Annotated in this window: 25 protein-coding genes; 14 read left to right on the plus strand and 11 right to left on the minus strand. The window is 59.1% G+C overall.

The features are described 5' to 3' along the window. Positions 1 to 31 precede the first annotated feature (31 nt). Genes mlaD through FY550_RS10070 form a run of 3 tightly spaced genes read right to left on the minus strand, consistent with a single transcriptional unit; the run spans position 32 to position 2,081 of the window. Positions 32 to 493: an outer membrane lipid asymmetry maintenance protein MlaD gene (gene mlaD, locus FY550_RS10060; RefSeq protein WP_070977784.1), complete on the minus strand. Its 462-nt coding sequence runs from the start codon at positions 491 to 493 to the stop codon at positions 32 to 34. Next, a complete protein-coding gene (mlaE, locus tag FY550_RS10065) occupies positions 493 to 1,272 on the minus strand; it encodes a lipid asymmetry maintenance ABC transporter permease subunit MlaE (protein ID WP_070977785.1) in 780 nt (259 codons plus the stop codon). Before mlaE ends, mlaD begins: the two co-directional genes overlap by 1 nt. After that, positions 1,269 to 2,081, minus strand: coding sequence for an ATP-binding cassette domain-containing protein (locus tag FY550_RS10070; protein ID WP_070977786.1), 813 nt, complete (start codon positions 2,079 to 2,081; stop codon positions 1,269 to 1,271). Before FY550_RS10070 ends, mlaE begins: the two co-directional genes overlap by 4 nt. Positions 2,082 to 2,290: 209 nt before the next feature. On the opposite strand from FY550_RS10070, the gene FY550_RS10075 reads away from it, so the two are divergent. The 11 genes from FY550_RS10075 (at position 2,291) to mgtE (ending at position 11,219) form a co-directional block, all read left to right on the plus strand. After that, positions 2,291 to 3,271, plus strand: coding sequence for a KpsF/GutQ family sugar-phosphate isomerase (locus tag FY550_RS10075; protein ID WP_139148676.1), 981 nt, complete (start codon positions 2,291 to 2,293; stop codon positions 3,269 to 3,271). A gap of 33 nt (positions 3,272 to 3,304) precedes the next feature. After that, positions 3,305 to 3,856 (plus strand): KdsC family phosphatase, encoded by a 552-nt coding sequence (locus FY550_RS10080; protein ID WP_070977787.1) that lies wholly within the window; start codon positions 3,305 to 3,307, stop codon positions 3,854 to 3,856. 103 nt (positions 3,857 to 3,959) lie between these two features. Further along, a complete protein-coding gene (lptC, locus tag FY550_RS10085) occupies positions 3,960 to 4,550 on the plus strand; it encodes an LPS export ABC transporter periplasmic protein LptC (RefSeq protein WP_070977788.1) in 591 nt (196 codons plus the stop codon). 41 nt (positions 4,551 to 4,591) lie between these two features. After that, positions 4,592 to 5,164 carry a lipopolysaccharide transport periplasmic protein LptA gene (gene lptA / locus FY550_RS10090; RefSeq protein ID WP_070977789.1) on the plus strand — a complete coding sequence of 191 codons (573 nt, stop codon included), beginning with the start codon at positions 4,592 to 4,594 and terminating at the stop codon, positions 5,162 to 5,164. After that, positions 5,161 to 5,886: an LPS export ABC transporter ATP-binding protein gene (gene lptB / locus FY550_RS10095; RefSeq protein WP_070977790.1), complete on the plus strand. Its 726-nt coding sequence runs from the start codon at positions 5,161 to 5,163 to the stop codon at positions 5,884 to 5,886. The genes lptA and lptB overlap by 4 nt, the downstream gene beginning before the upstream one ends. Before the next feature lie 131 nt (positions 5,887 to 6,017). Then, positions 6,018 to 7,409, plus strand: a complete 1,392-nt coding sequence (locus tag FY550_RS10100; RefSeq protein WP_233350195.1) for an RNA polymerase factor sigma-54 — start codon at positions 6,018 to 6,020, stop codon at positions 7,407 to 7,409. Positions 7,410 to 7,474: 65 nt separating this feature from the next. Further along, a complete protein-coding gene (hpf, locus tag FY550_RS10105; protein WP_070977791.1) occupies positions 7,475 to 7,783 on the plus strand; it encodes a ribosome hibernation-promoting factor, HPF/YfiA family in 309 nt (102 codons plus the stop codon). A 354-nt stretch (positions 7,784 to 8,137) separates the two neighbouring features. Continuing rightward, the gene (ptsN, locus tag FY550_RS10110) at positions 8,138 to 8,611 is read left to right on the plus strand and encodes a PTS IIA-like nitrogen regulatory protein PtsN (protein WP_070977792.1); all 474 of its coding nucleotides are present in this window, start codon (positions 8,138 to 8,140) and stop codon (positions 8,609 to 8,611) included. Between the two features lie 2 nt (positions 8,612 to 8,613). Next, a complete protein-coding gene (gene rapZ / locus FY550_RS10115) occupies positions 8,614 to 9,510 on the plus strand; it encodes an RNase adapter RapZ (protein WP_149054507.1) in 897 nt (298 codons plus the stop codon). Next, a complete protein-coding gene (locus FY550_RS10120) occupies positions 9,497 to 9,766 on the plus strand; it encodes an HPr family phosphocarrier protein (RefSeq protein WP_070977794.1) in 270 nt (89 codons plus the stop codon). The genes rapZ and FY550_RS10120 overlap by 14 nt, the downstream gene beginning before the upstream one ends. A gap of 97 nt (positions 9,767 to 9,863) precedes the next feature. Then, positions 9,864 to 11,219 (plus strand): magnesium transporter, encoded by a 1,356-nt coding sequence (gene mgtE, locus FY550_RS10125; RefSeq protein WP_070977795.1) that lies wholly within the window; start codon positions 9,864 to 9,866, stop codon positions 11,217 to 11,219. A gap of 19 nt (positions 11,220 to 11,238) precedes the next feature. On the opposite strand, the gene pmbA is transcribed toward mgtE, so the two are convergent. Next, positions 11,239 to 12,576 (minus strand): metalloprotease PmbA, encoded by a 1,338-nt coding sequence (pmbA, locus tag FY550_RS10130; RefSeq protein WP_070977796.1) that lies wholly within the window; start codon positions 12,574 to 12,576, stop codon positions 11,239 to 11,241. Between the two features lie 82 nt (positions 12,577 to 12,658). On the opposite strand from pmbA, the gene yjgA reads away from it, so the two are divergent. Further along, positions 12,659 to 13,174: a ribosome biogenesis factor YjgA gene (yjgA, locus tag FY550_RS10135; RefSeq protein ID WP_070977797.1), complete on the plus strand. Its 516-nt coding sequence runs from the start codon at positions 12,659 to 12,661 to the stop codon at positions 13,172 to 13,174. A gap of 5 nt (positions 13,175 to 13,179) precedes the next feature. Here yjgA and tldD read toward each other — a convergent pair whose 3' ends face one another. The 7 genes from tldD to FY550_RS10170 are packed head-to-tail and all read right to left on the minus strand — an operon-like array spanning position 13,180 to position 23,086. After that, positions 13,180 to 14,649 carry a metalloprotease TldD gene (gene tldD, locus FY550_RS10140; RefSeq protein WP_070977798.1) on the minus strand — a complete coding sequence of 490 codons (1,470 nt, stop codon included), beginning with the start codon at positions 14,647 to 14,649 and terminating at the stop codon, positions 13,180 to 13,182. Then, on the minus strand, positions 14,646 to 18,458 hold the full coding sequence (locus FY550_RS10145) for a YhdP family phospholipid transporter (protein ID WP_149054508.1): 3,813 nt from the start codon (positions 18,456 to 18,458) through the stop codon (positions 14,646 to 14,648). Before FY550_RS10145 ends, tldD begins: the two co-directional genes overlap by 4 nt. Before the next feature lie 2 nt (positions 18,459 to 18,460). Then, entirely contained in the window at positions 18,461 to 19,924 is a 1,464-nt protein-coding gene (rng, locus tag FY550_RS10150; RefSeq protein WP_070977802.1) for a ribonuclease G, read from the minus strand. 52 nt (positions 19,925 to 19,976) lie between these two features. After that, positions 19,977 to 20,567: a Maf family protein gene (locus FY550_RS10155; RefSeq protein ID WP_070977803.1), complete on the minus strand. Its 591-nt coding sequence runs from the start codon at positions 20,565 to 20,567 to the stop codon at positions 19,977 to 19,979. A gap of 34 nt (positions 20,568 to 20,601) precedes the next feature. Continuing rightward, positions 20,602 to 21,081, minus strand: a complete 480-nt coding sequence (gene mreD, locus FY550_RS10160; protein WP_070977804.1) for a rod shape-determining protein MreD — start codon at positions 21,079 to 21,081, stop codon at positions 20,602 to 20,604. After that, on the minus strand, positions 21,065 to 21,994 hold the full coding sequence (mreC, locus tag FY550_RS10165; RefSeq protein WP_267902464.1) for a rod shape-determining protein MreC: 930 nt from the start codon (positions 21,992 to 21,994) through the stop codon (positions 21,065 to 21,067). Before mreC ends, mreD begins: the two co-directional genes overlap by 17 nt. 54 nt (positions 21,995 to 22,048) lie before the next feature. Then, entirely contained in the window at positions 22,049 to 23,086 is a 1,038-nt protein-coding gene (locus tag FY550_RS10170) for a rod shape-determining protein (protein WP_070977922.1), read from the minus strand. Between the two features lie 217 nt (positions 23,087 to 23,303). Between FY550_RS10170 and gatC the strand changes: the two genes are divergently transcribed. Beyond that, on the plus strand, positions 23,304 to 23,591 hold the full coding sequence (gene gatC, locus FY550_RS10175) for an Asp-tRNA(Asn)/Glu-tRNA(Gln) amidotransferase subunit GatC (protein ID WP_070977806.1): 288 nt from the start codon (positions 23,304 to 23,306) through the stop codon (positions 23,589 to 23,591). A gap of 46 nt (positions 23,592 to 23,637) precedes the next feature. Further along, the gene (gene gatA / locus FY550_RS10180; protein WP_070977807.1) at positions 23,638 to 25,101 is read left to right on the plus strand and encodes an Asp-tRNA(Asn)/Glu-tRNA(Gln) amidotransferase subunit GatA; all 1,464 of its coding nucleotides are present in this window, start codon (positions 23,638 to 23,640) and stop codon (positions 25,099 to 25,101) included. Positions 25,102 to 25,107: the final 6 nt, after the last annotated feature.

Raw genomic sequence — 25,107 nt, forward strand, 5'->3', positions numbered from 1 at the left:
AGGGTCTCTCCTTGTACCGCCCATGCGGCTGCTATTTCGACATGTTGGACACGAACTGCTGGATCAGATTTTCCAGCACCAGTGCCGATTGGGTGTCCCGAATCGTGTCGCCATCCTTGAGATTATCCGGCGCCCCACCTGTGGACAAACCGATGTACTGCTCTCCCAGCAGCCCCGAGGTCAGGATGGCAGCCGTGGAGTCGGATGACAGCTTGCCCTGCAGGGAGTCATCGATCTGCATGGTGACCCGGCCATCCAGCCATTTCGAGTCCAGATCGATATTGGTGACATGACCTACCGTCACGCCGGCCACGGTGACCCGGGAACGCTCCTTCAGGCCACCGACGTTGCTGAAATTGGCATGCAGCGTGAAAGTATCGTTGGCTCGGGACAGATTCAGCCCACTGACCTGTAACCCCAGGAATACCAGTCCCAGAAAGCCGGCCAGCACGAATACACCGACGCCGCATTCAATCCATTTGGTGCGCGTCATCAGAACTCTCCAAACATCAGCGCGGTAAGTATGAAATCCAGACCCAGAACTGCCAGCGACCCATAGACCACTGTACGCGTGGTCGCCCGGGAAATGCCCTCTGAGGTCGGCACCAGATCATAGCCCTGAAACACGGCGATCCATGTCACGACCAGACCGAATACCACGCTCTTGGCCATACCGTTGAGCACATCATCCACGAAGTTGACACTGGACTGCATGTTGCTCCAGAACGAGCCACTATAGACGCCCAGCCAATCGACACCGACCAGATAGCCACCATAGATACCGATCACACCAAATATGGCGGTCAATAGTGGCAGCGAGATAAAGCCGGCCCAGAGTCTGGGCGCTACAACACGACGCAACGGATCGACACCGATCATTTCCATGCTGGTCAACTGTTCGGTCGCTTTCATGAGGCCGATTTCTGCTGTCAATGCCGATCCGGCGCGTCCGGCAAACAGCAGCGCCGACACAACCGGCGCGAGCTCACGCAGGAGCGATAGCGCCACCATCTGGCCCAGCGCCTCATCCGCACCGAAACTGACCAGCACGATATACCCCTGCAGAGCGATCACCATGCCGATGAAGAGGCTTGATACCAGAATGATCGGCAGTGACAACACGCCCACAAAGTGCATCTGGCGAGCCCACAGCCGAAAACCTTCGCGCCTGGGCAGATGGAAGAAGGCCTGAGCAAGGAAAACGGCACTGCGCCCCAGCGAGGCCAGAATATTCAGCGCCACATGACCCAGCCATGCCAGTCTGTCGATCATGGGGCCTCCCGCGAACCCAGGATATCCGTCGCAAAATCGGTGGCCGGATAGTGAAATGGCACCGGCCCATCGGGCTGGCCATGGATGAACTGGCTTACTCTGGGATCAGCCTCGGTGTTGAGTGAGTCAGGCGTACCACGCGCCATGACTCGGCCATCGGAAATGACGTAGACATAGTCGGCGATCGATAGCGTCTCCTTGATATCGTGTGACACCACGATCGCCGTCATCCTGAAAGCGTGATTGAGTTCACGAATCAGCTTGACCAGCACGCCCATGGAAATCGGATCCTGCCCCACAAACGGCTCGTCATACATGATCAGTTCGGGGTCCAGCGCAATGGCGCGGGCCAGCGCCACACGACGCGTCATGCCTCCTGACAATTCTGCAGGCGAGAGATTGCGCGCCCCCCTCAACCCGACTGCCTGAAGCTTGATCAGCACGAGATCACGGATCATCCGCTCAGGCAGATCGGTATGCACGCGAAGCGGAAAAGCGACGTTTTCGAACACACTCAGGTCCGAGAACAGAGCACCGCTCTGAAACAGCATTCCCATACGCCGACGCATATCGAACAAGGCACGGCGAGAAAGCCGGTGCACATCTTCATCCGCGATCTGTACCCGCCCGCGATCAGGCGTCAGCTGCCCACCGATCAACTTCAGCAGCGTCGTTTTGCCAGTACCACTGGGACCCATGATGGCCGTGATTCGGCCACGCGGAATCTCGAGATCGACCCCCGAGAAGATGGCCCGGTCGGCTCGCGTGAAATGGAGGTCTTCGACCCTGACCAGCGTTGAGTCGGTCATGCGACTCCCGAATTATTTACCGAATTAGCGAACATCGTATCCGAATTACCGTGACCGTAGCCAGTACTGCCTTGCAAAGGCCTGATATGACAAGTCTAATGCAGAGTAGAACAAGAGCCGGCCGCATGTCGCATGCCCCTTTGGGGCGTGTCGGTCTGCACCAGATACCTCTTTCCTGTCCGCACTATTGCGCTGCCATGACCGAAGCCATGACTCCTGACCCTGACCACGATTTTCGCGCCAGTGCCCGGCGCACCCTGACGCTCGAACAGCAGGCCATCGGCGAGTTGATCCCTCGCCTTGATGAGGCCTTCGACACCGCCTGCCGCCTGATCCTGTCGAGTCAGGGCCGGGTCGTGGTTACCGGTATGGGCAAGTCCGGGCACGTGGCTCACAAACTGGCCGCTACGCTTGCAAGCACCGGGACCCCGGCCTTTTTCATGCACGCAGCCGAGGCCAATCATGGGGATCTCGGGATGCTGACCGCCAGTGATATTTTGCTGGCACTGTCAAACTCTGGTGAGAGTACCGAGATCACCTCGCTGCTACCGCTGCTCAAGCGCAAGGGTATCCCCCTGATCGCCATGACCGGCCGCCCGGAGTCCACGCTGGCAAGTCATGCCGACGCACACCTCGACAACGGTGTTACCCAGGAAGCGTGCCCCCTCAACCTGGCGCCTACGTCTTCGACCACGGCAGCAATGGCGCTGGGGGATGCGCTGGCCATTGCGCTGCTGGAAGCACGCGGGTTCAGCGCCGAGGATTTTGCCCTTTCACATCCCGGAGGCGCATTGGGACGCCGTCTTCTGCTTCGGGTCGAGGATCTGATGCATACTGGCGATCGACTGCCCCGGGTAGCGTTGGGAAGCCCACTGCGTGACGCACTGCTGGAGATCACCCGCAAGGGGCTTGGCTTTACCTGCGTACTGGACCAGGACGGCCGGCTTGCCGGTATCTATACCGATGGCGATCTACGTCGTACGCTGGACAACCACAGCGATCTCGGCCACCTGCTCATTGATGATGTCATGACCCGCGGCGGCCAGACCATTGCTCGCGAACTGCTTGCTGCCGAAGCAGTCCGGATCATGGAAGATCACCGTATTACTGCACTGGCGGTGGTCGATGATCAGCAGCGCCCTGTTGGCGCACTGCATATGCACGACCTGCTGACCAGTGGCGTAGTCTGAGCGCCTGTTTCCCACTTTCCCGGAGCCCTGTCGATGTCCCGAACCGAATATAATCCCAGCCCTGAAGTGCTTGAACGCGCCGCTCGGGTACGTCTGCTGGCGCTTGATGTCGACGGTGTCATGACCGATGGCGGACTCAACTACACGGGTGATCCGCATGAGCACAAGCGCTTTCATGTACGCGATGGGCTGGGGCTCAAGCTGTTGCAACGCAGCAATATTGAAATCGCCATTATTACCGGCCGGAACTCATCAGCGGTAACCACCCGTGCCGAAGAACTGGGTATCGAGCATGTCTACCAGGGGTGTGAAGATAAATGGCAAGCGCTGAGCGAACTCCTTACCAGGCTTCGGCTGGAGGCCGATCAGGCGGCTTACTGTGGTGATGATCTGGTCGATCTGGCGGCCATCCGGCAGGCCGGGCTGGGCGTTACAGTCAACGATGCCCCCGGTGAAATTCGCCAGCATGCCGATTATGTCACTCTTACCCCCGGCGGCCACGGTGCAGTGCGAGAGATCTGTGAACTGATTCTGAAGGCTCGAGGTGAATGGGATGCCATCGTGGCCGAGTTCGCCTCCTGCTGATGAGTCCCTCCATTGCGCCTTTCGAGTGCGTTAGAATTCATCGCATCATTTCAGCGCGGCCTCATGATGCGGCCGCGCACGTTCACGACAGTGGCACGAGCACATGATAGCGACTCTCAAACGCCTAGCTCCACGATTCTGGCTGCTGCTGCTGCTGGTGGCGCTCGGTATCGGGCTGACCCTGATTGAACAGCGAGGGCGCCTGATGTCACCGACATTCAACGCTACCAGCGATGGCGAACAACCGGACTATTATCTGGAGAACGTGGAATACACCCGCTTCAACGCCCAGGGAGAGGCCGACCAAACGCTCTCATCACCACGGATTGCGCACACCCCTGATGATGATGTTACCCGCGCCCGCAGTCCGAATGTCATGCTGCTTGATAGCAGCGGACGTCACTGGCATGCCACCGGTAAGCAGGCCAGACTGAGTGGCACTGATGACACGCTGGTTCTGACGGGTGATGCGCGTTTGTTCGAACCCGATCGCCAGTGGCGTCTGGAAACCGATACGCTGCATTATGATCGCAATGACCGCCATGCCTGGAGTAACAGCGAGTCGTATTTCCACCGGGGCAACCAGCGTACTCGTGGCAATCGTTTCGATGCCTGGCTTGATCGGAAGGAGCTGGTCATCGATGGCGATGTCCATGGTTACTTTCCGATGACCACTCAATCAGACACGCCGTAAGGGCGCCTGTCTTTCCTGACAAAACCGACAAGGAATCCGACATGAAGCGACGCCTGCTGCTCTGCTCTGCTGCCCTGACGGCCGGTCTGATCGCTGCCGCACCGGTAGCGGCACTGGAGGGCGATGCCGAGAAACCCATCCAGGTCTCGGCAGATCGGCTACAGCTCGACGACAAGGCCGGTACCGCCGTCTATACCGGCAATGTTCAGATGGAACAGGGGTCGATGGAACTCGACGCAGCTACGGTCACCATCCGACGAGGCAACAATGGCGGCGTTTCACAGGTCACCGCCAAAGGTGGCGGGGGCAAGCGCGCCTATATCGAACAGAAACCCAACCCCACCGACCCTCTGGTGCGTGGCTGGGGCGACACCCTGATCTACCACGCTGATAGCCGGCGGGTGGAAATGATCGGCGATGCCGAGTTGCATCAGGGTGATGACACCTTCAACGGCGGCTACGTCCAGTATCATCTCGACACCCGCCAGGTAGACGCTCGCGGACGACAGAATGCCGATCAATCCGAGGGTAGCAGTGGCAAGAACGGTCGAGTACACATGACCCTGACGCCAAACACCGCCAGCAGCAACGACGGGGGAAGCAGCGGTCAATGAAGACGCTGAACGTTACGCATCTCGCCAAGAGCTTCAAGGGTCGGCGTGTGGTGCAGGACATCAGCCTGTCAATCCGACAGGGTGAAGTCGTCGGGCTGCTAGGGCCCAATGGCGCCGGCAAGACTACTTCCTTCTACATGATCGTGGGACTGATTCGCGCCGATGCCGGCCATGTCTCGATTGATGAGCTTGATCTCAGTCGCGAACCGATGCATCGACGTGCCCGCTCGGGTATTGGTTATCTTCCGCAGGAGGCCTCGATCTTTCGCAAGATGACGGTCGCCAACAATATCCGGGCGATACTGGAAACTCGCAAGGATCTTGATCGCGCCGGCCGCCAGCGACGCCTTGATCAGTTGCTGGAGGAATTCAGCATCACCCACATTCGCGATAACGTCGGCATGAGCCTTTCCGGCGGAGAGCGCCGACGTGTTGAAATCGCTCGGGCACTGGCCACGGAACCGGCTTTTATCCTTCTGGATGAACCCTTCGCAGGGGTTGATCCCATCTCGGTGGGAGAAATCAAGGGCATCATCCGGCAGTTGCGCACGCGCAATATCGGTGTATTGATCACCGACCACAACGTGCGTGAAACACTGGATATCTGTGACAACGCCTATATCGTCGGTGATGGCAAGATCATCGCCGAAGGCGATGCCAGCGCCATTCTCGCCAATCAACATGTGCGTGATGTCTATCTGGGGCACGAATTCCGACTCTGATCACTGCCAGGCGTGGCATGGAATTTGCTTCAAAAACCCCTTGTGGCTCTTGCATGGCATGAAGGGGCTCGATAGCGTGTCGTCAATGTACCAGTGACGAGCCCGCCATCATGTCCATGATGAAACCCTCCATGCAGCTTCGAATCGGCGCCCAGCTGAACATGACGCCGCAGTTGCAGCAGGCCATTGCCCTGTTGCAGCTGTCGACGCTCGATCTGCGTCAGGAGATTCAGCAGGCGCTGGAAAGCAATCCCCTGCTTGAGCTCGAGGAAGACTTCGACGAGCTGGAGCTCAGTGATCCCCGGGACGAGGAATGGGCGGAAGACATTCCCGATGAACTGGCGCTGGATAGTCAGTGGGAAGATATCTATCCCGACGCCGTCGGTAACGGCAGTGACCAGGCGCCCGATTTCGAACGCAACACAGCTGCCGAAACCCTGCAACAGCATCTTGGCGCGCAGTTGGCGCTGCTGACGCTCGACGAACGCGATCACCAGATGGCCGAAACCCTGATCGATGCACTCGATGACAGCGGCTATCTGAGCGTAACGCTGGACGAGCTCTGTCAGGGGCTGCGGGCCCAGGGTATGGCTGGACTGCGTGTCAGCGAACTTGAGCAGCTGCTGGTACGACTCCAGCAGTTCGAGCCCAGTGGGGTTTTTGCCCGCGATTTGCGCGAATGCCTGTTATTGCAGTTGGCACAGTTGCCTTCCGACACGCCTCATCTACCTCAGACAAGACGCCTGATTCGCCATTTCCTCGAAGCACTGGGACTGGATAACCGCAAGCTGCTACGACGCCGGCTGGGGGTAGACGATGAGACGCTCACCACCATCATTGCCACCATCCGCACCCTGGACCCTCGGCCGGGGCAACGTTTCGAAGGTGCCGAGCAGGGCTATATTGTTCCTGACCTGATTCTTCGTCGCAGCCCTCGTGACGGCTGGCAGCTCGAACTCAACCCCGATGCCCTGCCCCGCCTGCGTATTCAGCCCGACTATGCGGCGCTGATACGTCGTGCCGACAAGAGCGATGACAACAGCTTTCTCAAGCAACATCTACAGGAAGCCCGCTGGTTGATGAAAAGCCTGTCAAGCCGTAACGACACACTGCTCCGGGTAGGACGGGAAATCATGCTGCATCAGCAGGCATTTCTCGAGCACGGCGAAGAGGCCATGAAGCCCCTGGTTCTGGCCGATATCGCCAGCGCCGTCGAAATGCATGAATCCACCATTTCACGTGTTACCACGCGCAAGTATATTCACACCCCTCGTGGTGTCTTCGAACTCAAACACTTCTTCTCCAGTCATGTCGGACAGGAAGGAGAAGGCCATGCCAGTACGGCGATTCGAGCGCGGATCAAGAAGCTCATCAGCGACGAATCCCCCCGCAAGCCGCTTTCCGATGCACGCCTGGTATCGCTGCTGTCGGACAGCGGAATTACCGTCGCTAGACGAACCATCGCCAAATACCGTGAATCCATGGGTATTCCTTCGTCGAGTGAACGCAAGCGACTGGCATAAGCAGGGTAGGCACCCGAGCCAAAAGGTTTACAATCAACTTGTCACCTGTCGGAAAGGAGCGTGTCATGCAGGTCAATATTACCGGCCATCACATCGAACTGACCGATGCACTGCGAGACTATGTTCATCAGAAGCTGGCCAGGATAGAGCGACATCACGACAACATTACCAATGTGCAGGTCACTCTCTCGGTGGAAAAATCACGTCAGCAGGCTGCCTGTACCCTGCATGCTTCCGGCGCGGAGCTTCATGCCAACAGTGAACAGGATGATATGTATGCTGCCATCGATGCCCTGACCGACAAGCTGGACCGTCAGTTGGTCAAGCACAAGGAAAAGGTTCAGGCACGCGCCCAGGGCAACGGCAAGAACTGAACACCCTTGCAGAACCGGCAAGGCACAAGGAAGTCATGTCCCGGGCGGAACTTCGGGTCCGCCCGGGCATTCGAGGGAACACAAGGCCTGTTAACACTGACAAGACTCGCCGCACTGCTGCCTCCTGACCGTTCGAGCAGGCGCGAGAAGAGCCATTCGGTGAGCCACCATGACCCATGAACAATACCGCAGCAGTGGTTTTCGCAAGTCCCCGGAAAAAATACAGGCCAATGTGCAAAAGAACGTTGCATTACGCTCATGCGGCCTGTTACACCGCACATACCGCGCCGGCGTTTGCAGCCCCGTTGCCTGCGGCGCCAGGATTTCGCAAGCGTTGACAGGCTCCCGCACATCATGACGCTCGATCAGATCCTCCCGCCGGAACGCACCATGTTCGATGTGACCGGTGGCAGCAAGAAACGGGTGCTGGAATTCTTCAGCACCCTGATCGCCCAGAATACCCCCAGCATTGACGCCCAGGAGGTGTTCGGCCGGCTGATCAGCCGCGAGCGACTTGGCAGCACCGGCGTAGGTAATGGCGTCGCCATTCCCCATGCTCGCAACCCTCATTGCCGCCAGCCACTGGCCAGTTTCCTGAGTCTGGCCGATCCGATCGATTTCGATGCCATCGACGGGGAACCGGTCGATCTGATCTTCGTGCTGCTGGTGCCTGAAACTGCCGATGATACCCACCTGGCATTGCTGGCCCAGATTGCCGAGCTACTCAACTCGGACGAAACTCGCAAGGCACTACGCGCTGCCGAAAGCCAGCCAGCGCTTTATGAGACCCTGATCGGGGCCATCCGCCAGCAAAACGAGCGCAACTGATCATGCAACTGGTAATCATCAGTGGCCGATCCGGCTCCGGCAAATCGATCGCGCTGCAGGCGCTCGAGGATCTTGGCTTCTATGCCATCGATAATCTTCCAGCCATGTTGCTGGCACCGCTGATCGATGAACTCGAAGCTGGCAGCCCACACCGACGTCGGGTTGCGGTCAGCATTGACGCCCGCAACCTGCCGACCGCGCTGGAACAGTTCCCGGGCCTGCTGGAATCACTGACCGGACGCGGACTTGATTGCCAGGTGGTCTATCTCACTGCAGAACCCCGGGTTCTACTGGAACGCTACGCGGCAACACGCCGGCGTCATCCGCTGACACGCGAAAGCGACATGACGCTGGCAGAAGCCATTGAATCCGAGGAGCAGTTCCTCTCTCCGATCCGTCATACCGCCGATCTGGTTATCGACACCTCGAACCTGACCCTGCACGATCTGCGTAGCCGGATCAGTGAGCAGGTCGCTCGCGACAATTCCAGCCAGATGACGCTGACACTCGAGTCCTTCGGTTTCAAGCGTGGCGTTCCGCTGGATGCCGATCTGGTCTTTGATGCCCGCTGTCTGCCCAATCCCTACTGGGACCCACGCCTGCGCGGGTCCACGGGACAGGAACAGGCCGTTATCGATTTTCTCGAGCAATACCCCGATGTCGAGGATATGTTCATCGATATTCGACAATGGCTGGATCGCTGGTTGCCCGCCTATACCGCCAGTCGACGCAGTTATCTGACTGTTGCCATCGGCTGTACTGGCGGGCAGCATCGCTCGGTCTATCTGATCGAGCGGCTGGGTGCTTATCTGGCCGAACGGTTTCCTTCGGTACGTATCCGTCACCGCGAGCTGACAGTGCAGCGTACCCTTGGCAGGGCAAGTGATGGCTCGGCGTGAACTCACCCTGATCAATCGCCGCGGGCTCCATGCCCGGGCCGCCACCAGATTGGTACAGTGTTGTCAGCAGTTCGATGCCAGTGTCACCGTCTGGCATGGTGAGCGCCGGGCCGACGCCGCCAATATCATGGCTCTGATGATGCTGGCAGCGCCCTGTCATACCCTTTTGATTGTCGACACCGATGGCCCGGAAGCCGAAGCGGCGCTGGAAGCCATTACCCTGCTGATCGAGGCTCGCTTCGATGAAGACGGATAACGTTCGCCTCGGCTGATTCGGTTCCATGAGCTCACGCAGTTAGCGAACAGTGGTGCTAAACTGGCGTCCGTTCACGCCGGCTCGGGAATCCTCACGCATGAGCATGCAACCGGAAACACTCCAGCAACGTCTGGAACGCCTCAATGCGGCCCTGGAAGAAGGGGCGACCGGTCAGGTCAGACGCATGCTCAATCGCGGTCTGGCAGCGGTAGATGTCGCCCAGTTGCTGGAATCGACGCCACCACGGGAGCGCGAACAGCTCTGGGCAATGATCGAGCCTGAACTGCAGGGTGAGGTACTGCAGTATCTGGTCGATGATATCCAGACCGAATTCCTGGGCCGCATGAGCGTGGAACAACTGCTCTCCATCTCACGGCAGCTGGATACCGACGACAAGGCTGACCTGCTGCAACGCCTGCCCAATACCATGATCCAGCACGTGCTTGCGGGCATGGGTACGGCCGAACGCGAGCAGGTGGAGATGGTGCTCGCCTATCCGGAGGATACTGCCGGCGGGCTGATGGACACCGAGACCGTCACTATTCGTCCGGAAGTCTCTCTGGCTGTGGTACAGCGCTATCTGCGACGACACGAGCGGTTGCCTGAATCTACCGACACGCTACTGGTCGTTACACGTCGTCGCGAGCTGATCGGTCATCTTCCATTAACGCGGCTTTTGGTCAGTGACCCGGATATCACGGTTCGCGAGATCATGGAGACCGATCTTGTCACACTGACAGCGCTGACGCCGGAGGAAGAAGTGGCCAGCGTTTTCGAGCGCTTCGACCTGATCTCGGCGCCCGTTTTGAGTATCGATGGCAAACTGCTGGGGCGTATCACCATCGATGATGTAGTGGATGTCATTCGTGAGGGCGCCGGTCATACGATGATGAGTATGGCCGGGCTGGAAGATGACGAAGATACCTTCGCACCGGTACTACGTACCGGGCGTCGTCGAGCTGTCTGGCTGGGGATCAACCTGATCGCCGCCACCGTGGTCTCGTTAGCGATTGGTTTTTTCGAAGACACCATTCAACGCATTGCCGCACTGGCTGTGCTGATGCCGATCGTCTCCAGCATGGGCGGCATAGGCGGCTCACAGACACTCACCGTCATGATTCGAGGCATTGCTCTCGGGCACGTATCACGCGCCAACCTGCGCTGGCTGGTCGTGCGCGAACTGCTGGCCGGCAGTCTCAATGGCGTGATCTGGGCCTGTGTCGTCGCGATCATCGCCATCGTTCGTTTCGAAGATCTCCAACTGGGCGCCATTATCGCGCTGGCGATGGTGATCAATCTGATGACTGCCGCCCTGGTAGGCACCCTCATCCCGGTGATGCTCAAGCGACTGTCGATCGATCCCGCTCTTTCCGGCGGTGTCCTGCTGACGACCACGACCGATATTGTCGGTTTTGTCGCATTCCTTGGTCTGGCAACCGCCTTCTATACCTGACTCATCAACAGTGGCCGGATCATCCGGCCACCATCATGTCATCAATCAGCCAGCTGCCGGTATGAACGCTGCCACGGGTATCGATATCATTACCGATCGCACGCAACCCGGCGAACATATCCCGCAGATTACCTGCGATAGTGAACTCCTCGATCGGCCCGGCCATTTGACCATCAATCACTCGGAAACCCGCCGCCCCACGTGAATAATCCCCCGTGACCGCATTAACGCCCTGCCCCATCAATTCAGTCACGATCACGCCATTCCCCATCATGTTGAGCAATGTCTGCCATGGAGTCAGTTCGGCTTGCAGACGTACGTTGCGCGCGCCGCCAGCATTACCGGTGGTCGCCATGCCCAACCGTCGGGCGCTGTAAACCGAGAGCATATAGCTTTCCAGTCGACCATCGCGAATATAGTCATTGTCCCGGGTATAAACGCCATCACTATCGAAGGCGGCACTGGCCATGGCCCGTGGTTCGCGAGGGCGCTCGCCAATGGAAAGCCATTCCGGAAAAAGACGTTCGCCCAGTGCATCACACAGGAAGGAAGCATTGCGATAAATGGCACCACCGGCAATGGCATTGAGAAAACTGCCGATCAGACCACTGGCCAGTTCAGGGACAAACAATACGGGCATTCGACCGGTTTCGGGACGGCCGGCATCGAGACGGGCCATCGCTCTTTCAGCGGCCTTGCGTCCGACTGCTTCGGGATCACGCAGCCTGCTCGGGTCCCGCTCGGCTGTATAATCGTGATCGCGCTGCATCCCCTGACTGTCTCGCGCAATCATGATGCACGAGAGGGAGTGCTGGGTCCCCAGTTGACTGCCGATAAACCCGTGACTATTGCCATATACCGTGACCCCTTCACTGCTCGACAGGGTGGCGCCATCGCTGCTGTCGATACCATTGACGGCACAACCGGCCTGCTCGCAGCGTCGGGCCAGTTCAATGGCTTCATCGGTGGACAGCGCCCAGGGGTGATACAGCTCGAGATCGGGCAGATCACGTGCCATGAGTTTAGCATCGGCCAGACCCGCCGCCGGATCTTCACCGGTATAGCGAGCGATTTCGCACGCACGATCGATGGCATCGTACAGTGCGCTCTCGCTGGCATCGCTGGTCGAGGCACTCCCCTTGCGCTGGCCGATATAGACCGTCACACCGATCCCCTGATCACGGGCCATTTCGAGCGTCTCGACCCGATCATGCCGAATCGCAACTTCCACGCCCTGCTGCACGCCGGCACCGATCTCGCAAGCGTCGGCCCCGCGCCGGCTGGCATGATCGATCGCCATGCGAACGCGTGCTTCCAGCTCGGCCCGCTGTGCCTGTGCGTCGAATGCCTGACTCATGTTCACTCCTTCATACTGATTCCGAATCCGGCGAGACTGGTATACTCCCGGATATGATCCCAACCGACTGAACCGACGCCTCATGACTGATCATTTGCCGGACGAAGAATCCGAATACGCCGTACGCCCCAACAAGTCGCAACTCAAGCGCGAAATGGCCGAGCTGAAAGCTCTGGGCGAACAGATCATTGCCATGTCGGAGCGACAGCGTGCCCGGCTGCCCCTGTCTCCCGAACTGCTTGCCGCCATTGACGAGTACCATCGCATCCCATCGCGCGAGGCGCGCCGCCGACATCTGCAATATGTTGGCAAGGTGATGCGCAGCGAGGATGTTACCGGCATCCGCGATACCCTGAGCGCCATGGAGCGTGAGCAGCTGGGACGCGAGGTACACCTGCAACGACTCGAACAGTGGCGTGAACGCCTGATCGAGGAAGGCGACCCGGCCGTCACCGAGTTTGTCGAGCACTACCCTGCGGTCGATCTGCCATCACTGCGTCAGATCATGCGCAATGCCCGCCGAGAGCGCGACCGCGGCCAGCAGGGCAATAGCGCTCGCAAGCTGATGAAACTGCTGCGTGAGGCCGCCGGTATCTGATTCGATTACTGCTCGGCAGTGCCACCTACCGTGATTTCATCCAGACGCAGGGTCGGCTGTCCCACGCCCACCGGGACCGCCTGCCCCTCCTTGCCACACACACCGATACCGGTATCAAGTGCCAGGTTATTGCCAATCATCGACACCTGACTCATCGCCTCGGGGCCATTGCCGATCAGCGTAGCGCCCCGGACTGGAGCGGTGATTCGACCATTTTCGATCAGGTAGGCTTCACTGGCCGAAAAGACAAAGCGCCCCGAGGTAATATCTACCTGGCCGCCACCGAAGCTGACCGCATAAAGTCCACGCTCCACGCTGGCAATGATTTCCTCGGGAGAGTGCTCTCCGGGCAGCATGTAAGTGTTGGTCATGCGAGGCATGGGCATATGAGCGTAGGACTCGCGCCGAGCGTTGCCTGTCGGTTGCATGCCCATCAGCCGCGCATTGAGCTTGTCCTGCATGTAACCGGTCAACCGGCCATCCTCGATCAGTGGCGTACAGGCACCCGGCGTGCCTTCATCATCGATTGACAGTGAACCACGCCGCTCATCCAGCGTGGCATCGTCCACCACTGTCACACCACTTGCCGCCACCTGCTCACCGAGTCGTCCGGCAAAGGCTGAACTGCCCCGACGGTTGAAGTCGCCTTCCAGGCCATGCCCTACTGCCTCATGCAGCAGTACGCCGGGCCATCCGTTACCCAACACTACGGGCAGCTGACCAGCCGGTGCCTCAACTGCTTCAAGATTGACCAGTGCCTGACGCACCGCTTCACGTGCATATTCCTCGGCCACATTACGATCGCGCAACTCACGCATCGAAAAGCGCCCTCCGCCACCGGCACTACCGCGCTCGCGTCGACCGCTGCGTACTGCAATTACCGATACATTGAAACGCACCAGTGGTCGAATATCCGCTGCCAGCGTGCCATCGCTGGCGCGTACCATGACGACATCATGGGTACCGGCAAGTGAAACACTTACCTGAGTGATGGCCGGATCCGCAGCTCGAGCAATCTGATCGGCACGCTTGAGCATGGCCACCTTTTCTTCGGCACTCAGCGAGGCAAGTGGATCTGCCTGACCATAACGCAGAGCATGATCGTGGGCATGTGCCGGTACAATTCGCTGACGTTCACCACTGCGCACGATACCGCGCGCAATACGCCCGGTCTCGGCCAATGCCTCGGCAGTGATCTGGTTGGAATAGGCAAAGCCGCTCTGATCGCCACTCTGGGAACGTACGCCCACACCGCCATCGATATAATAGCCGGCATCACGCACTTCCCCGTCTTCCAGCGACCAGAGCTCACGCCAGGTTCGCTGAAAGAACAGATCGGCGAAATCGATACCGGGCCCCATTGCGTGCCCCAATCCCTGATCGAGGGTATCGAGATCCAGTCCGCCCGGCGTCAGCAGGATCGACGCAGCCTGCTGGAGCCGATCCGCAGGGGCAGTTTGGAGAGTATCCGTCATTGCGCGTCTTCCAGTTTGATCTGCGGTGAGGCCCAGGGGCCCCACACATGATAATAGATACGTGAAACACGACTGAGCCATGGCTCGAAAAGCTCATGAAACAGCCAGAGTACGCCGCCTACCTGCGGGGCGCCAATGGCAACCGCCGCCAGCGGCAGATTCTGGGTGACCGGCACGGTAACACCAAGCTGTCCATCCAGAGTCCGCGCCATGAGATTCACCTGACCATTCAGGGTAAAATGGGTCGCCGATCCGGCTACCTGAATCGGCCCTCGCGTCTCCAGGCGCCCCTGGTAGAGAGTCGCGTCCCCCTTGAGCGATCGAAATGAAATTCCCGAGTGCGTTACATCGCTGAAATTCAGACGCAGACGTTCAAAAAGGTTATCAAGATTGAGCAGGCTGACTACCCGAGCCAGATCGGAATTGATGGCAGTGATCCGTCCGTTGCCCAGGTTGACATCGAACTGTCCGGTGATCGCCGGAATGGCGAACTGCCAGGGGGCACCGGGCCAGGCGAGTTTGGCGTTGGCCTGCCCCTGCTCGGTGTGAATGGCATCCGGTAGCGAGAATGACTTCAGGGTCTTTCCCAGATCCTCGGCGTTCAGCTTCAGACGAGCTGTAGTCAGACTACGATCGCTACCCGAAGCCTCCCAGTTGACCTGGCCGCTTACCGTGGCATCCGGCATTTGCAGAGCAATCGAAGAAAAACCGAGCCGTTGTTCGCTGGCATGCCACTGGGCCGATAGTTTACCCAGCAGGGTCTTGTCCATCAGCAGACGATCGATACTGATTCTGCCAGGCGGCAGATTCTTCAGCCCTGGGGCGTAGTTGGTGGCCTTTTCAGCTGCGCTGGCATCATCGTCCCTATCATCCTTGCTGCGTTCTCCCATGCGCAGGAAGGGAGAAATATCCAGCCGGGAGAGATGAACATGAATCGGCAGATTCGGCCGATCTCGCCAGTCGACACTGCCCTTGAGAAAGGACCCTTCCATTTCGGCGTGCCAGTCATTGCCCCGTGCAGTCGCTGTCGCGCCCATCGAACCAATACATTGTACGCCCATCGACAGACAGTCGGTTCGAACAACAATATGCTCGATGGGCGCCACTTTTTGAGCGGGCGCGCGAGTACGCATACTCGGTCCCTGACGGCTGCTCTGGTCACCCAGCCTTGAAATGGCAGTCTGCCATGCCTGTAAATCGATACGCTCGGCGCGCCAGTAGACCTCCCAGTGCTGGGCAGCAGGCCAGTCGCCGATGTTAGAAGGCCAATGCTGCAGCCACACCTGACCCTGGTGGCTATCATTGCGCCAGCGAGCCTTGACACGATCAGCCACCTGCAGGGTGCCGCTGCCCTTGCCCAGATTGACCTTCAGCGACAAGGGCGTTTCAAGATCAGGCGCCTTCTGAAAAGGCGGTGGCAATTGCAGGGAGAGTCCCTTCAGGGAGGTATGCACATTGACGATCGGCCCCCCTGCTTCCAGGTCCAGACTGGCGGTATAGTCCACACCACCACTGATTAGCGGGATAATGGTTTCAATACCCAGCCAGCCGGCTACCCCAGCGGCCATGGCATGACCATGTGCCGTAATACGATTGTTACCCAGATCGACATTCACGTGAGAGACACTATCGAACACATGGGCAGTCAGCTTACCTGTGACATTGCTCTGCTCGTTGCGATAGCGATAAGCCAGTCGACCACTGATATCGGTGACGGTCAGATCCGACTGACGAAAATACATGCCCACCTGATCGAGGCGGATATTGCCATCCACGCGGGCTTCTTCCGGTCGATCAAGTGGTACCGTGACATTGAGCATACCGATCAATGGCCCGTGTGCCCGCCAGCTGGCAATGGTATCCGCCAGGGAAGCCTCCAGCGGCGCTGACTTGAGCACATCCAGCATTGCTCCGGCATCCCCACCTACTGCAGCCGAAGCCGTCAGCCGATTATCGTTCAGGTGTACCCGGGCGCCTCGGGAAACCAGTCCGTTCAGAATCGCATGATCCAGTTTGGCATCAATGGTTTCGCCATTAATTTCCAGATGGCCATTGATGCCTGTCAGTGCCGGCCAGCCATCAAGGTAATCGACACTGGCGTTGCGCGCGTCCAGCGATACCCGGATCCGATCCTGACCGGAAGCCTGTCGCTTGTTCAGTATCAATCCCAGGTCAATGGTCGCGCGCGGGACGTCCGCCCGATGCAGATGTTGCGATAGCCACTGCCGTGCCTCGGGATCGAGCGCATTGAGCGGTAACCAGTTGCGTGGCTGGTCACCGTGGACATTACGCAGCTCAAGATCGAGATTGAAACGCCTGGGGCCTTCGGAGGGCAATAAAAAGGCAAAACTGCCCCGAGCCGTGGCCTGATCGCGTGTCACCTGCAGATCTTCGCCACGCAACGTATAGCCCGTATCATTCCTCTGCCAGGTCAGGCGGGTCTCGAGCTTTGATAACTGCCAGCGCACAGGAAAGACACCGGGCAGGTCGAAAGTAGCCCTTTGCCCTGACAGTGTGAACACACCCTGACGCGGTGTGCCTTCAAGCCAACCGGAAATCGGTCCGATACCGGGAACATTGTCATACCCATGAGTCGTGACATTGACCAGCCCTGCGCGGACGTGCCACTGACCGTCATAATCCAGTGCAATGCCATTGAGACTACCGGAAGGTTTGAGATGCGCCACCGCCTGATGGGTATCACCTTCAAGCGGCAACAGTGGCAGAAATCTATCCAGTGGTGCCAGATCAAAGCCGGCGATCCTGAAATGCCACGTATCCCACTTTGAACCCGCCTCCAGAGAGAGCCGGTTCGGCAACAGGGAAGCATTACTGTTGGTCGGTCTGGCCTTGAGCTGGTTGATCCAGCCGTGCCAGCGGTCGCTCTCATCGCGTACCAGCAGGCCCCGACCGGCCAGCGTTGTCAGGGTCAGATCATGATCACCACGCCCCAACGCAAGTGATTGTAGATCGAGATCGAAACGGCTCTCATCAAGAGCCCCCTGCTGCCAATTCGCCCAGAGGCGCAACTTTCCGGATACTTCATCGAGGTGCCATGGCGTCTCTTCAAAACCTGCCAACAGCCACTGCCCCAGCCTCCCGGCCTGCGCGGCATCGACTGTCAGCTGCAACTGCCCCGTCAGCGCCTGGCGATTGGCGAATTCACCTACGACACTCAGAGCTGCCTGATCCTGACCTGCCAGATTGGCGCTACCCTGAAGGTGAGCTCCCTGGCCGGGATGAGTAATCGTCAGTTGCGGCACCATCAGCGTCTGACGACGATCGCCATCATGGAAGGTGAGACGGCCCTCACGGAGCACGCCCCGCTGACCCAGCAACTGATCGACCCAGCTACTGAGCTGCTCCGGGGCCAGGCCACCACCTGAATGACTATCCTGACGACCGGGCCACCAGCCCCAGCCACCGCTCGGCAGCCGATAGAGATCTACATCGGCACCTCGAATCACGACATCAGTGGTGACCGGTTGCCAGCGCTGCAAAGAGGCGAGCGTATCCAGTCTGGCCTGCAGATGCGTCACGCCCAGCATCGGCCGACCATTATTCCGACGATCGGCAACCCGGGCATCCTCCAGGCTGATGATCACATCCAGGCCCTCAAGCGTGATCTCAAGGTCCTGGTAATGCACCATCAACCGATCGGGCAGACCAAGTGCCTCCAGCAGATGGCGCTGAAGCGCAGGCTGATTGAGCACACCCATACGTAGCGCCACCACCGTTGCTGCGAGCAACGTCAGGATGGCGGCGAGCAGCAACAGGCTCCATCGCGCAATCGTTCGCAGCAACACCATGGTTACATCAGTACGATATCGTACTGCTCCTGGGAATAATGATGATCCACCCGGAAGCGGATGGGCTTGCCAATGAAGGCCTCCAGATCGGCCACTGCCGTCGACTCCTCATCCAGCAATCGATCCACCACTCGACGAGAGGCCGTGACCAGATAGGATTCAGGCGCGTATGCCCGCTCTTCGCGCATGATTTCGCGGAAGATTTCATAGCATACCGTTTCCGGGGTCCTCAGTGATCCTCTTCCTTCGCATACCGGACAGGGCTCACAGAGCACATGCTCCAGACTCTCACGCGTGCGCTTGCGGGTCAGTTGAACCAGGCCAAGCTCGGTGACACCACTGAGCTTGTTGCGTGCGTGATCACGTTCAAGCGCCTTTTCCAGTACGCGCAATACCTGCCGCTGATGCTCGGGATCGAGCATATCGATGAAATCGATGATGATGATGCCACCCAGGTTACGCAGTCGCAGTTGCCGGGCAATCGCTGTCGCCGCCTCGAGGTTGGTCTTGAAGATGGTCTCCTCGAAATTGCGATGTCCCACAAACGCACCGGTATTGATGTCGATGGTGGTCATTGCCTCGGTCTGATCGATCACCAGATAGCCACCCGATTTAAGCGACGTGCGGCGGCATAGCGACCTTGCGAGTTCATCTTCGACGGAAAAAAGGTCAAAGATCGGCCGCTCGCCGGTATACAACTCGATGCGAGGTGCGACACGGGGCATGAAATCATGGGCAAACTGCAACAGGCGCTCGAAGTTCTCCCGGGAATCGATGCGGATGCGCTCAATGTCATCTCGCACCGTATCGCGCAGAGTACGCGAGGCCAGACAGAGGTCTTCATAAAGCAGTGCCGGAGCTGAACTATCGCGTCGACGCTGCTCGATGCGCTGCCACAGACGCAGGAGAAACTGCATGTCGCTGACCACCGACTCACGCTCGGCGCCTTCGGCGGCGGTACGAATAATAAAGCCACCGGCCATGTCGCTGGCGTACTCTTCGCGACAGGCTTCCACCAGGCTACGCAGTCGATCCCGCTCGGCCACATCCTCGATACGCTGTGACACCCCGTTATGAGAGGTGCCAGGCATATAGACCAGATAGCGTGAAGGGATCGATAGCTGGGTGGTCAGACGTGCCCCTTTGGTGCCGATCGGGTCCTTGACGACCTGAACTACCAGTGCCTGACCTTCACGAATCAATTCCCCAATGGGCACGGTCTCACTGTGCTGAGTGCCCGGTGGCATGATCTCCTGGGCGTGAATGAAAGCCGCACGCTCCAGGCCGATATCAACGAAGGCTGCCTGCATGCCGGGCAGCACACGGGCCACGATACCAAGATAGATGTTGCTGACGATTCCCCGACGCCGCTGACGCTCGATCCATGCTTCCTGCACTACACCACTTTCGATTACCGCAACCCGGGTCTCCATGGGTGTCATGTTGATGAGGATTTCACCGCTCATGCAGGCATCCTTGGTCGGAGCGTTTCACCGGCGCATGCGACGCCGACGCGGGTCAGGCCGATCGAGGGGGTTGCCAGATCGCGATGCCCTGACGAATCAGCAGTTCAGCCGTTTCACAAAGCGGCAGACCTACCACGGCCGAATAGCTACCGCTGAGTCTTTGAATAAAGGCAGCGGCCAATCCCTGAATGGCATAACCGCCGGCCTTGTCCTGTCCCTCACCGGTCGCCAGGTAGGCATCGATGCATGCTGCATCAAGCTCGGCCACGGTCACCTCGCTGATGACGCATTCGCTCAGCAGGCCTGCCGGCCCCGCTACAGCGACCGCCGATAATACCTGATGTGTCCGTCCTGATAGTGCCTCGAGCATCTGACGGGCTCTATCATCACCGCCCGGCTTGCCGAGAATGACGCCCTCGAGTGAAAGTGCCGTATCAGCGCCCAGTACCACACCATTCGGTGCTTTCCGCAACCCGGCTCGGGCCTTCTCGCAGGCCATGCGACGGACATACGCCATCGGCGCCTCATCCAGTTCGGGCGTTTCATCAATATCCATGGGCATGACCTGGCAGGAGACACCGATCGTTTCCAGCAGCATGCGACGCCGTGGCGAGGCGGAGGCCAGAATCAGCTGTTCTGACATGGCGTTTGCTCCCGAATCGGATACAGGATATCCATTAGCGGAAACGCCGTCGGACATGCTGCATCAACGTGAAGAACCAGGGCCACAGTACGCCCCCGATGACAGCGGCATAAACAAATTCCAGATGCAGACTCGCCACGTCGAAAACCACTCGCAGCCATTGATCGATCAACTGAATCAGGCCCAGCACAATGGTAATCAGCGCCGCCTGCTGCCACAACGAATAGACCCTTAACCGACTGTAAAGCAGCAGACACAACCAGGTGAGCAATGACATCAGCAAGGCATTCTGTCCCAGTGGCGACCCTTCAAGCAGATCCAGTAGCAAGCCGAAGATGAAGCCGTAAAAGACACCTACCCGCTGGGGCGCCACAATACACCAGAAGGCCAGCATCATGCCCAGCCAGTCGGGGCGCCACAACAGCCACTCTTCGGGCAGCGGCATCACCTGCAACAGTAATGCCAGTACCAGCGAGGCCCAGATGACAGGCAGCGACTCAGGGCGAACGGCCATCACTGCCTCCCGAGTGATCAGTACTGGGCTGGATGATTTGCAGGGCAATACTCACGGCAGCCGGGTCAAGCTGTTCATGCTGACGTTTGGGCACCGACCGAGCAAACAGCATCAGAAACTGGCGTGAACGATCAAGCCGGGCAATGGGCGCGGCTTCGACATGCGCAAAGGGGCCACCGGGGTTACGCCTGACCTCGCTGACCCGGGCTACCGGATAGCCCTCCGGAAAACGATCGGCCATGCCTGAGGTCACCAGCAGATCACCTTCACGAATGTCGGTGTTATTGGGCACATTCATCACATTCAGGGTATTGGACTGGCCAGCCCCCTGTGCAATGAAGCGCAGACCATTGCGATTGATCTGTACCGGCACGGCATGACTGGCATCGGTAATCAGCAATACCCGGCTGGTATAACGCGACACCGAGGTAACCTGCCCCACCAGACCGGAGGCATCCACTACCGGCTGACCGATATAAGCACCATCCACCCTGCCGCGATCGACCACCATCTGATGAAGAAAGGGGTCATTGTCGAGCGTCATCAGCTCGGCCGTCATCCAGGGGATGTTCTGGCGTGGTGTGGCATGCAGCAGCTGGCGCAAACGAACATTCTCAGCCGATAGACTGGCCATTCGCTGCACGCGTTGGGAAAGGGTCAACAGCTGGCGATGCAGCTGACGATTTTCCTCGATCAGCTCACTCTGGCTCGAAACGATTCGGGATGCCCAGTTAAGCCCACGCGATGGCAGGCTGACCACCCACTGAATCGGGGTGGTCACCGTTGCCGCGTGACCCCGCACACCATCCATCCAGTCGAAGCGATGATCGGCATACAAAAGCATCAGCGCCAGAAAGGCACACAGCAGCATCCGATAGCCCGGCGCAGGGCCGTGCGAAAACAGGGGTTTGATAGGCCATACTCCCGCGGGCCGACCGCCGGCAACGCCAGTCGGTCACCGCCGAACTCAGTCGGTCGACAATAGTTCGAAGGTATGCTGATCAATCATTTCCAGCGCCTTGCCGCCGCCACGGGCCACGCAGGTAAGCGGGTCCTCGGCCACGACTACCGGCAGACCGGTTTCCTCGGCCAGCAGCTTGTCGATATCACGCAGCAGCGCGCCACCACCGGTCACCACCAGCCCCCGGTCGGCAATATCCGACGCCAGTTCGGGAGGCGACTGTTCCAGCGCACTCTTGACCATGGCCACGATCGACGCCAGGGGCTCCTGGAGCGCATCAAGAATCTCGTTGGAGTTCATGGTGAAACCACGCGGCACACCTTCGGCCAGATTGCGCCCGCGAACATCGATCTCGCGCAACTCGCCACCCGGCCAGGCACAGCCAATCTCGTGCTTGATACGTTCGGCGGTCGCTTCACCGATCAGACTGCCGTAGTGCCGGCGAACATAGGCGGTAATGGCCTCATCGAAACGATCGCCACCGACACGGATCGATTCCGAATACACGACACCGGAGAGGGAAATGATGGCAATCTCGGTGGTACCACCACCGATATCCACCACCATCGAGCCCTGCGCTTCCTCGACCGGCAGGCCCGCACCGATGGCTGCCGCCATCGGCTCTTCGATCAGGAATACTTCGCGAGCACCGGCACCCTCGGCTGATTCCTTGATCGCACGCCGCTCCACCTGAGTGGACATACACGGCACACAGACCAGCACCCGGGGACTCGGGGTCAGGAAGGTACTCTGATGAACCTTGCGAATGAAGTACTGCAGCATCTGCTCGGTGACGGTGAAATCGGCGATGACACCGTCCTTCATCGGGCGGATTGCAGTAATGTTGCCCGGCGTGCGACCGAGCATGCGTTTGGCGTCATGTCCTACTGCAGCCACGCTTCGCATGCTGCCGGACTGACGGATGGCCACTACCGAGGGCTCATCAAGCACGATACCGCGACCGCGCACATAAATCAGCGTGTTGGCCGTTCCGAGGTCGATCGATAGATCACTCGAAAACAGGCCTCTTAAACGTTTGAACATGAAAGTCGTTACCTGGAGCAGACCGGAACCCTGTGCGGATGCAAACGGTATCATCGTGCCCCTGGCGCGGCAAGCAAGCCCGCTGCCATGCGCCTTCGCCATATGGTACCGTTTGCTCTTTCCGGCAGCGCCCTGCCAATCCAAATCCGTTCATTCGCGGCCTGTAGCGCGGGTGTTACCCCCGTCGCACTGCTTGCCGAATCAGAGGAACACGCTCATGGCAATTGAACATGAAGATGTCCGCCGCGCGGCGCATCTGGCCATGCTGGGGCTGGATGAGCGCGAGGCCGAACGCTATGTCACTGACCTGTCGCGCATTCTTGAAATGGTGGATCGCCTTCAGGAAGTTGATACCGAAGGCGTTGCCCCGCTGGCTCACCCGCTCGACACCACCCAGCCGCTGCGGGCCGATGAGGTAATTGAGCCAAACCGTCGCGATGCCCTGCAGGCATGTGCTCCGGCGGTCACCGACGGGCTCTACCTGGTCCCCCGGGTCGTGGAATAAGCCTCTCGCAGGCCTGAAAGCAATTTACAGGGAGCATTCACTCTCCATGCATGACAAGACACTTGCCGAGTTGGCACGCGGTCTGGCCGCAGGCCAGTGGAGCAGCCGCGACATCACTACGGCCCTGCTTGATCGGATCGAACGACTGGACCCGGCGCTGAACAGTTTCATCACCGTTACCGGTGATCAGGCCCTTCAGGACGCTGAAGCCGCCGATGAAGCCCGGGCACGAGGTCAGGCCGGTATCCTTGCGGGCGTTCCATTGGCCTACAAGGATATCTTCTGCACCGAAGGCGTACGTACCAGCTGCGGTTCACGCATGCTCGACAATTTCATCGCGCCTTATAACGCCACGGTGATCGACAAATTGCGCCAGGCGGGGACAGTCAGCCTTGGCAAGACCAACATGGACGAATTTGCCATGGGCTCGTCCAATGAAAACAGCCACTACGGGCCAGTGAAGAATCCATGGGATCATTCACTGGTGCCGGGGGGCTCGTCGGGGGGCTCGGCCGCAGCCGTTGCTGCCGGACTGGTGCCCGCCGCGCTGGGCACCGATACGGGTGGTTCGATTCGTCAACCTGCTGCCTTCTGCGGCATTACCGGGCTTAAACCAACCTATGGCCGGGTCTCGCGCTACGGCATGGTGGCCTACGCTTCCAGTCTCGACCAGGGCGGCCCGCTGGCCCGTACTGCCGAGGATTGTGCCTGGCTGCTCAACGTGATGGCAGGTCACGATGCTCGGGACTCTACCAGCGTTTCACGCAGTGTTCCCGATTACACCAGCGAGCTCGACAAGCCCCTCGATGGTCTGCGCATCGGACTGCCACGAGAGTACTTCGGCGAAGGACTGGATGAAGGGGTCGCCAGCGCCATCCGCGACGCCATTCGGGTCTACGAATCGCTCGGCGCCAGTGTGATCGACGTCAGTCTGCCGCACACCGAACTGGCGATTCCGACCTACTACGTCATCGCGCCAGCCGAAGCCTCGTCCAATCTGTCGCGCTATGATGGCGTTCGCTTCGGTCATCGCTGCGAGAACCCCGAAACGCTTGAGGATCTCTACAAGCGCTCGCGCGCCGAAGGCTTCGGCGAAGAGGTCAAGCGTCGCATACTGATCGGCACGCATACGCTCTCGGAAGGCTTCTTCGATGCCTATTATCGCAAGGCTCAGCAGGTACGTCGGCTGATCCGCCAGGATTTTCTCGATGCCTTCCAGCAGGTGGATGTGCTCATGGGACCCGCCGCTCCGACACCGGCATTCCCGCTGGGAGAAACGGCTGACCCGGTACAGATGTACCTGCAGGACATCTACACCATCGCCATCAATCTGGCCGGCATCCCCGGTATCAGCGTGCCAGCCGGATTCGTCGGACATCGTCCGGTCGGACTACAGATTCTCGCGCCGCACTTTGCCGAAGCACATCTGCTCAATGTGGCTCATGCCTTCCAGCAGGCCACCGACTGGCATCAGCGTCGTCCCGACGTCGACAGCCCCGATCCGAGATAAGTATCG

It is taken from the genome of Kushneria phosphatilytica, from assembly GCF_008247605.1.
GTDB classification, from domain to species: Bacteria; Pseudomonadota; Gammaproteobacteria; order Pseudomonadales; family Halomonadaceae; genus Kushneria; species Kushneria phosphatilytica.

What these genes read in the sequence shown, in the direction of transcription:
- mlaD (WP_070977784.1), bottom strand. Translation starts at nt 493, where the DNA reads ATGACGCGCACCAAATGGATTGAATGCGGCGTCGGTGTATTCGTGCTG.
- mlaE (WP_070977785.1), bottom strand. Translation starts at nt 1,272, where the DNA reads ATGATCGACAGACTGGCATGGCTGGGTCATGTGGCGCTGAATATTCTG.
- FY550_RS10070 (WP_070977786.1), bottom strand. Translation starts at nt 2,081, where the DNA reads ATGACCGACTCAACGCTGGTCAGGGTCGAAGACCTCCATTTCACGCGA.
- FY550_RS10075 (WP_139148676.1), top strand. Translation starts at nt 2,291, where the DNA reads ATGACTCCTGACCCTGACCACGATTTTCGCGCCAGTGCCCGGCGCACC.
- FY550_RS10080 (WP_070977787.1), top strand. Translation starts at nt 3,305, where the DNA reads ATGTCCCGAACCGAATATAATCCCAGCCCTGAAGTGCTTGAACGCGCC.
- lptC (WP_070977788.1), top strand. Translation starts at nt 3,960, where the DNA reads ATGATAGCGACTCTCAAACGCCTAGCTCCACGATTCTGGCTGCTGCTG.
- lptA (WP_070977789.1), top strand. Translation starts at nt 4,592, where the DNA reads ATGAAGCGACGCCTGCTGCTCTGCTCTGCTGCCCTGACGGCCGGTCTG.
- lptB (WP_070977790.1), top strand. Translation starts at nt 5,161, where the DNA reads ATGAAGACGCTGAACGTTACGCATCTCGCCAAGAGCTTCAAGGGTCGG.
- FY550_RS10100 (WP_233350195.1), top strand. Translation starts at nt 6,018, where the DNA reads ATGCAGCTTCGAATCGGCGCCCAGCTGAACATGACGCCGCAGTTGCAG.
- hpf (WP_070977791.1), top strand. Translation starts at nt 7,475, where the DNA reads ATGCAGGTCAATATTACCGGCCATCACATCGAACTGACCGATGCACTG.
- ptsN (WP_070977792.1), top strand. Translation starts at nt 8,138, where the DNA reads ATGACGCTCGATCAGATCCTCCCGCCGGAACGCACCATGTTCGATGTG.
- rapZ (WP_149054507.1), top strand. Translation starts at nt 8,614, where the DNA reads ATGCAACTGGTAATCATCAGTGGCCGATCCGGCTCCGGCAAATCGATC.
- FY550_RS10120 (WP_070977794.1), top strand. Translation starts at nt 9,497, where the DNA reads ATGGCTCGGCGTGAACTCACCCTGATCAATCGCCGCGGGCTCCATGCC.
- mgtE (WP_070977795.1), top strand. Translation starts at nt 9,864, where the DNA reads ATGAGCATGCAACCGGAAACACTCCAGCAACGTCTGGAACGCCTCAAT.
- pmbA (WP_070977796.1), bottom strand. Translation starts at nt 12,576, where the DNA reads ATGAGTCAGGCATTCGACGCACAGGCACAGCGGGCCGAGCTGGAAGCA.
- yjgA (WP_070977797.1), top strand. Translation starts at nt 12,659, where the DNA reads ATGACTGATCATTTGCCGGACGAAGAATCCGAATACGCCGTACGCCCC.
- tldD (WP_070977798.1), bottom strand. Translation starts at nt 14,649, where the DNA reads ATGACGGATACTCTCCAAACTGCCCCTGCGGATCGGCTCCAGCAGGCT.
- FY550_RS10145 (WP_149054508.1), bottom strand. Translation starts at nt 18,458, where the DNA reads ATGGTGTTGCTGCGAACGATTGCGCGATGGAGCCTGTTGCTGCTCGCC.
- rng (WP_070977802.1), bottom strand. Translation starts at nt 19,924, where the DNA reads ATGAGCGGTGAAATCCTCATCAACATGACACCCATGGAGACCCGGGTT.
- FY550_RS10155 (WP_070977803.1), bottom strand. Translation starts at nt 20,567, where the DNA reads ATGTCAGAACAGCTGATTCTGGCCTCCGCCTCGCCACGGCGTCGCATG.
- mreD (WP_070977804.1), bottom strand. Translation starts at nt 21,081, where the DNA reads ATGGCCGTTCGCCCTGAGTCGCTGCCTGTCATCTGGGCCTCGCTGGTA.
- FY550_RS10170 (WP_070977922.1), bottom strand. Translation starts at nt 23,086, where the DNA reads ATGTTCAAACGTTTAAGAGGCCTGTTTTCGAGTGATCTATCGATCGAC.
- gatC (WP_070977806.1), top strand. Translation starts at nt 23,304, where the DNA reads ATGGCAATTGAACATGAAGATGTCCGCCGCGCGGCGCATCTGGCCATG.
- gatA (WP_070977807.1), top strand. Translation starts at nt 23,638, where the DNA reads ATGCATGACAAGACACTTGCCGAGTTGGCACGCGGTCTGGCCGCAGGC.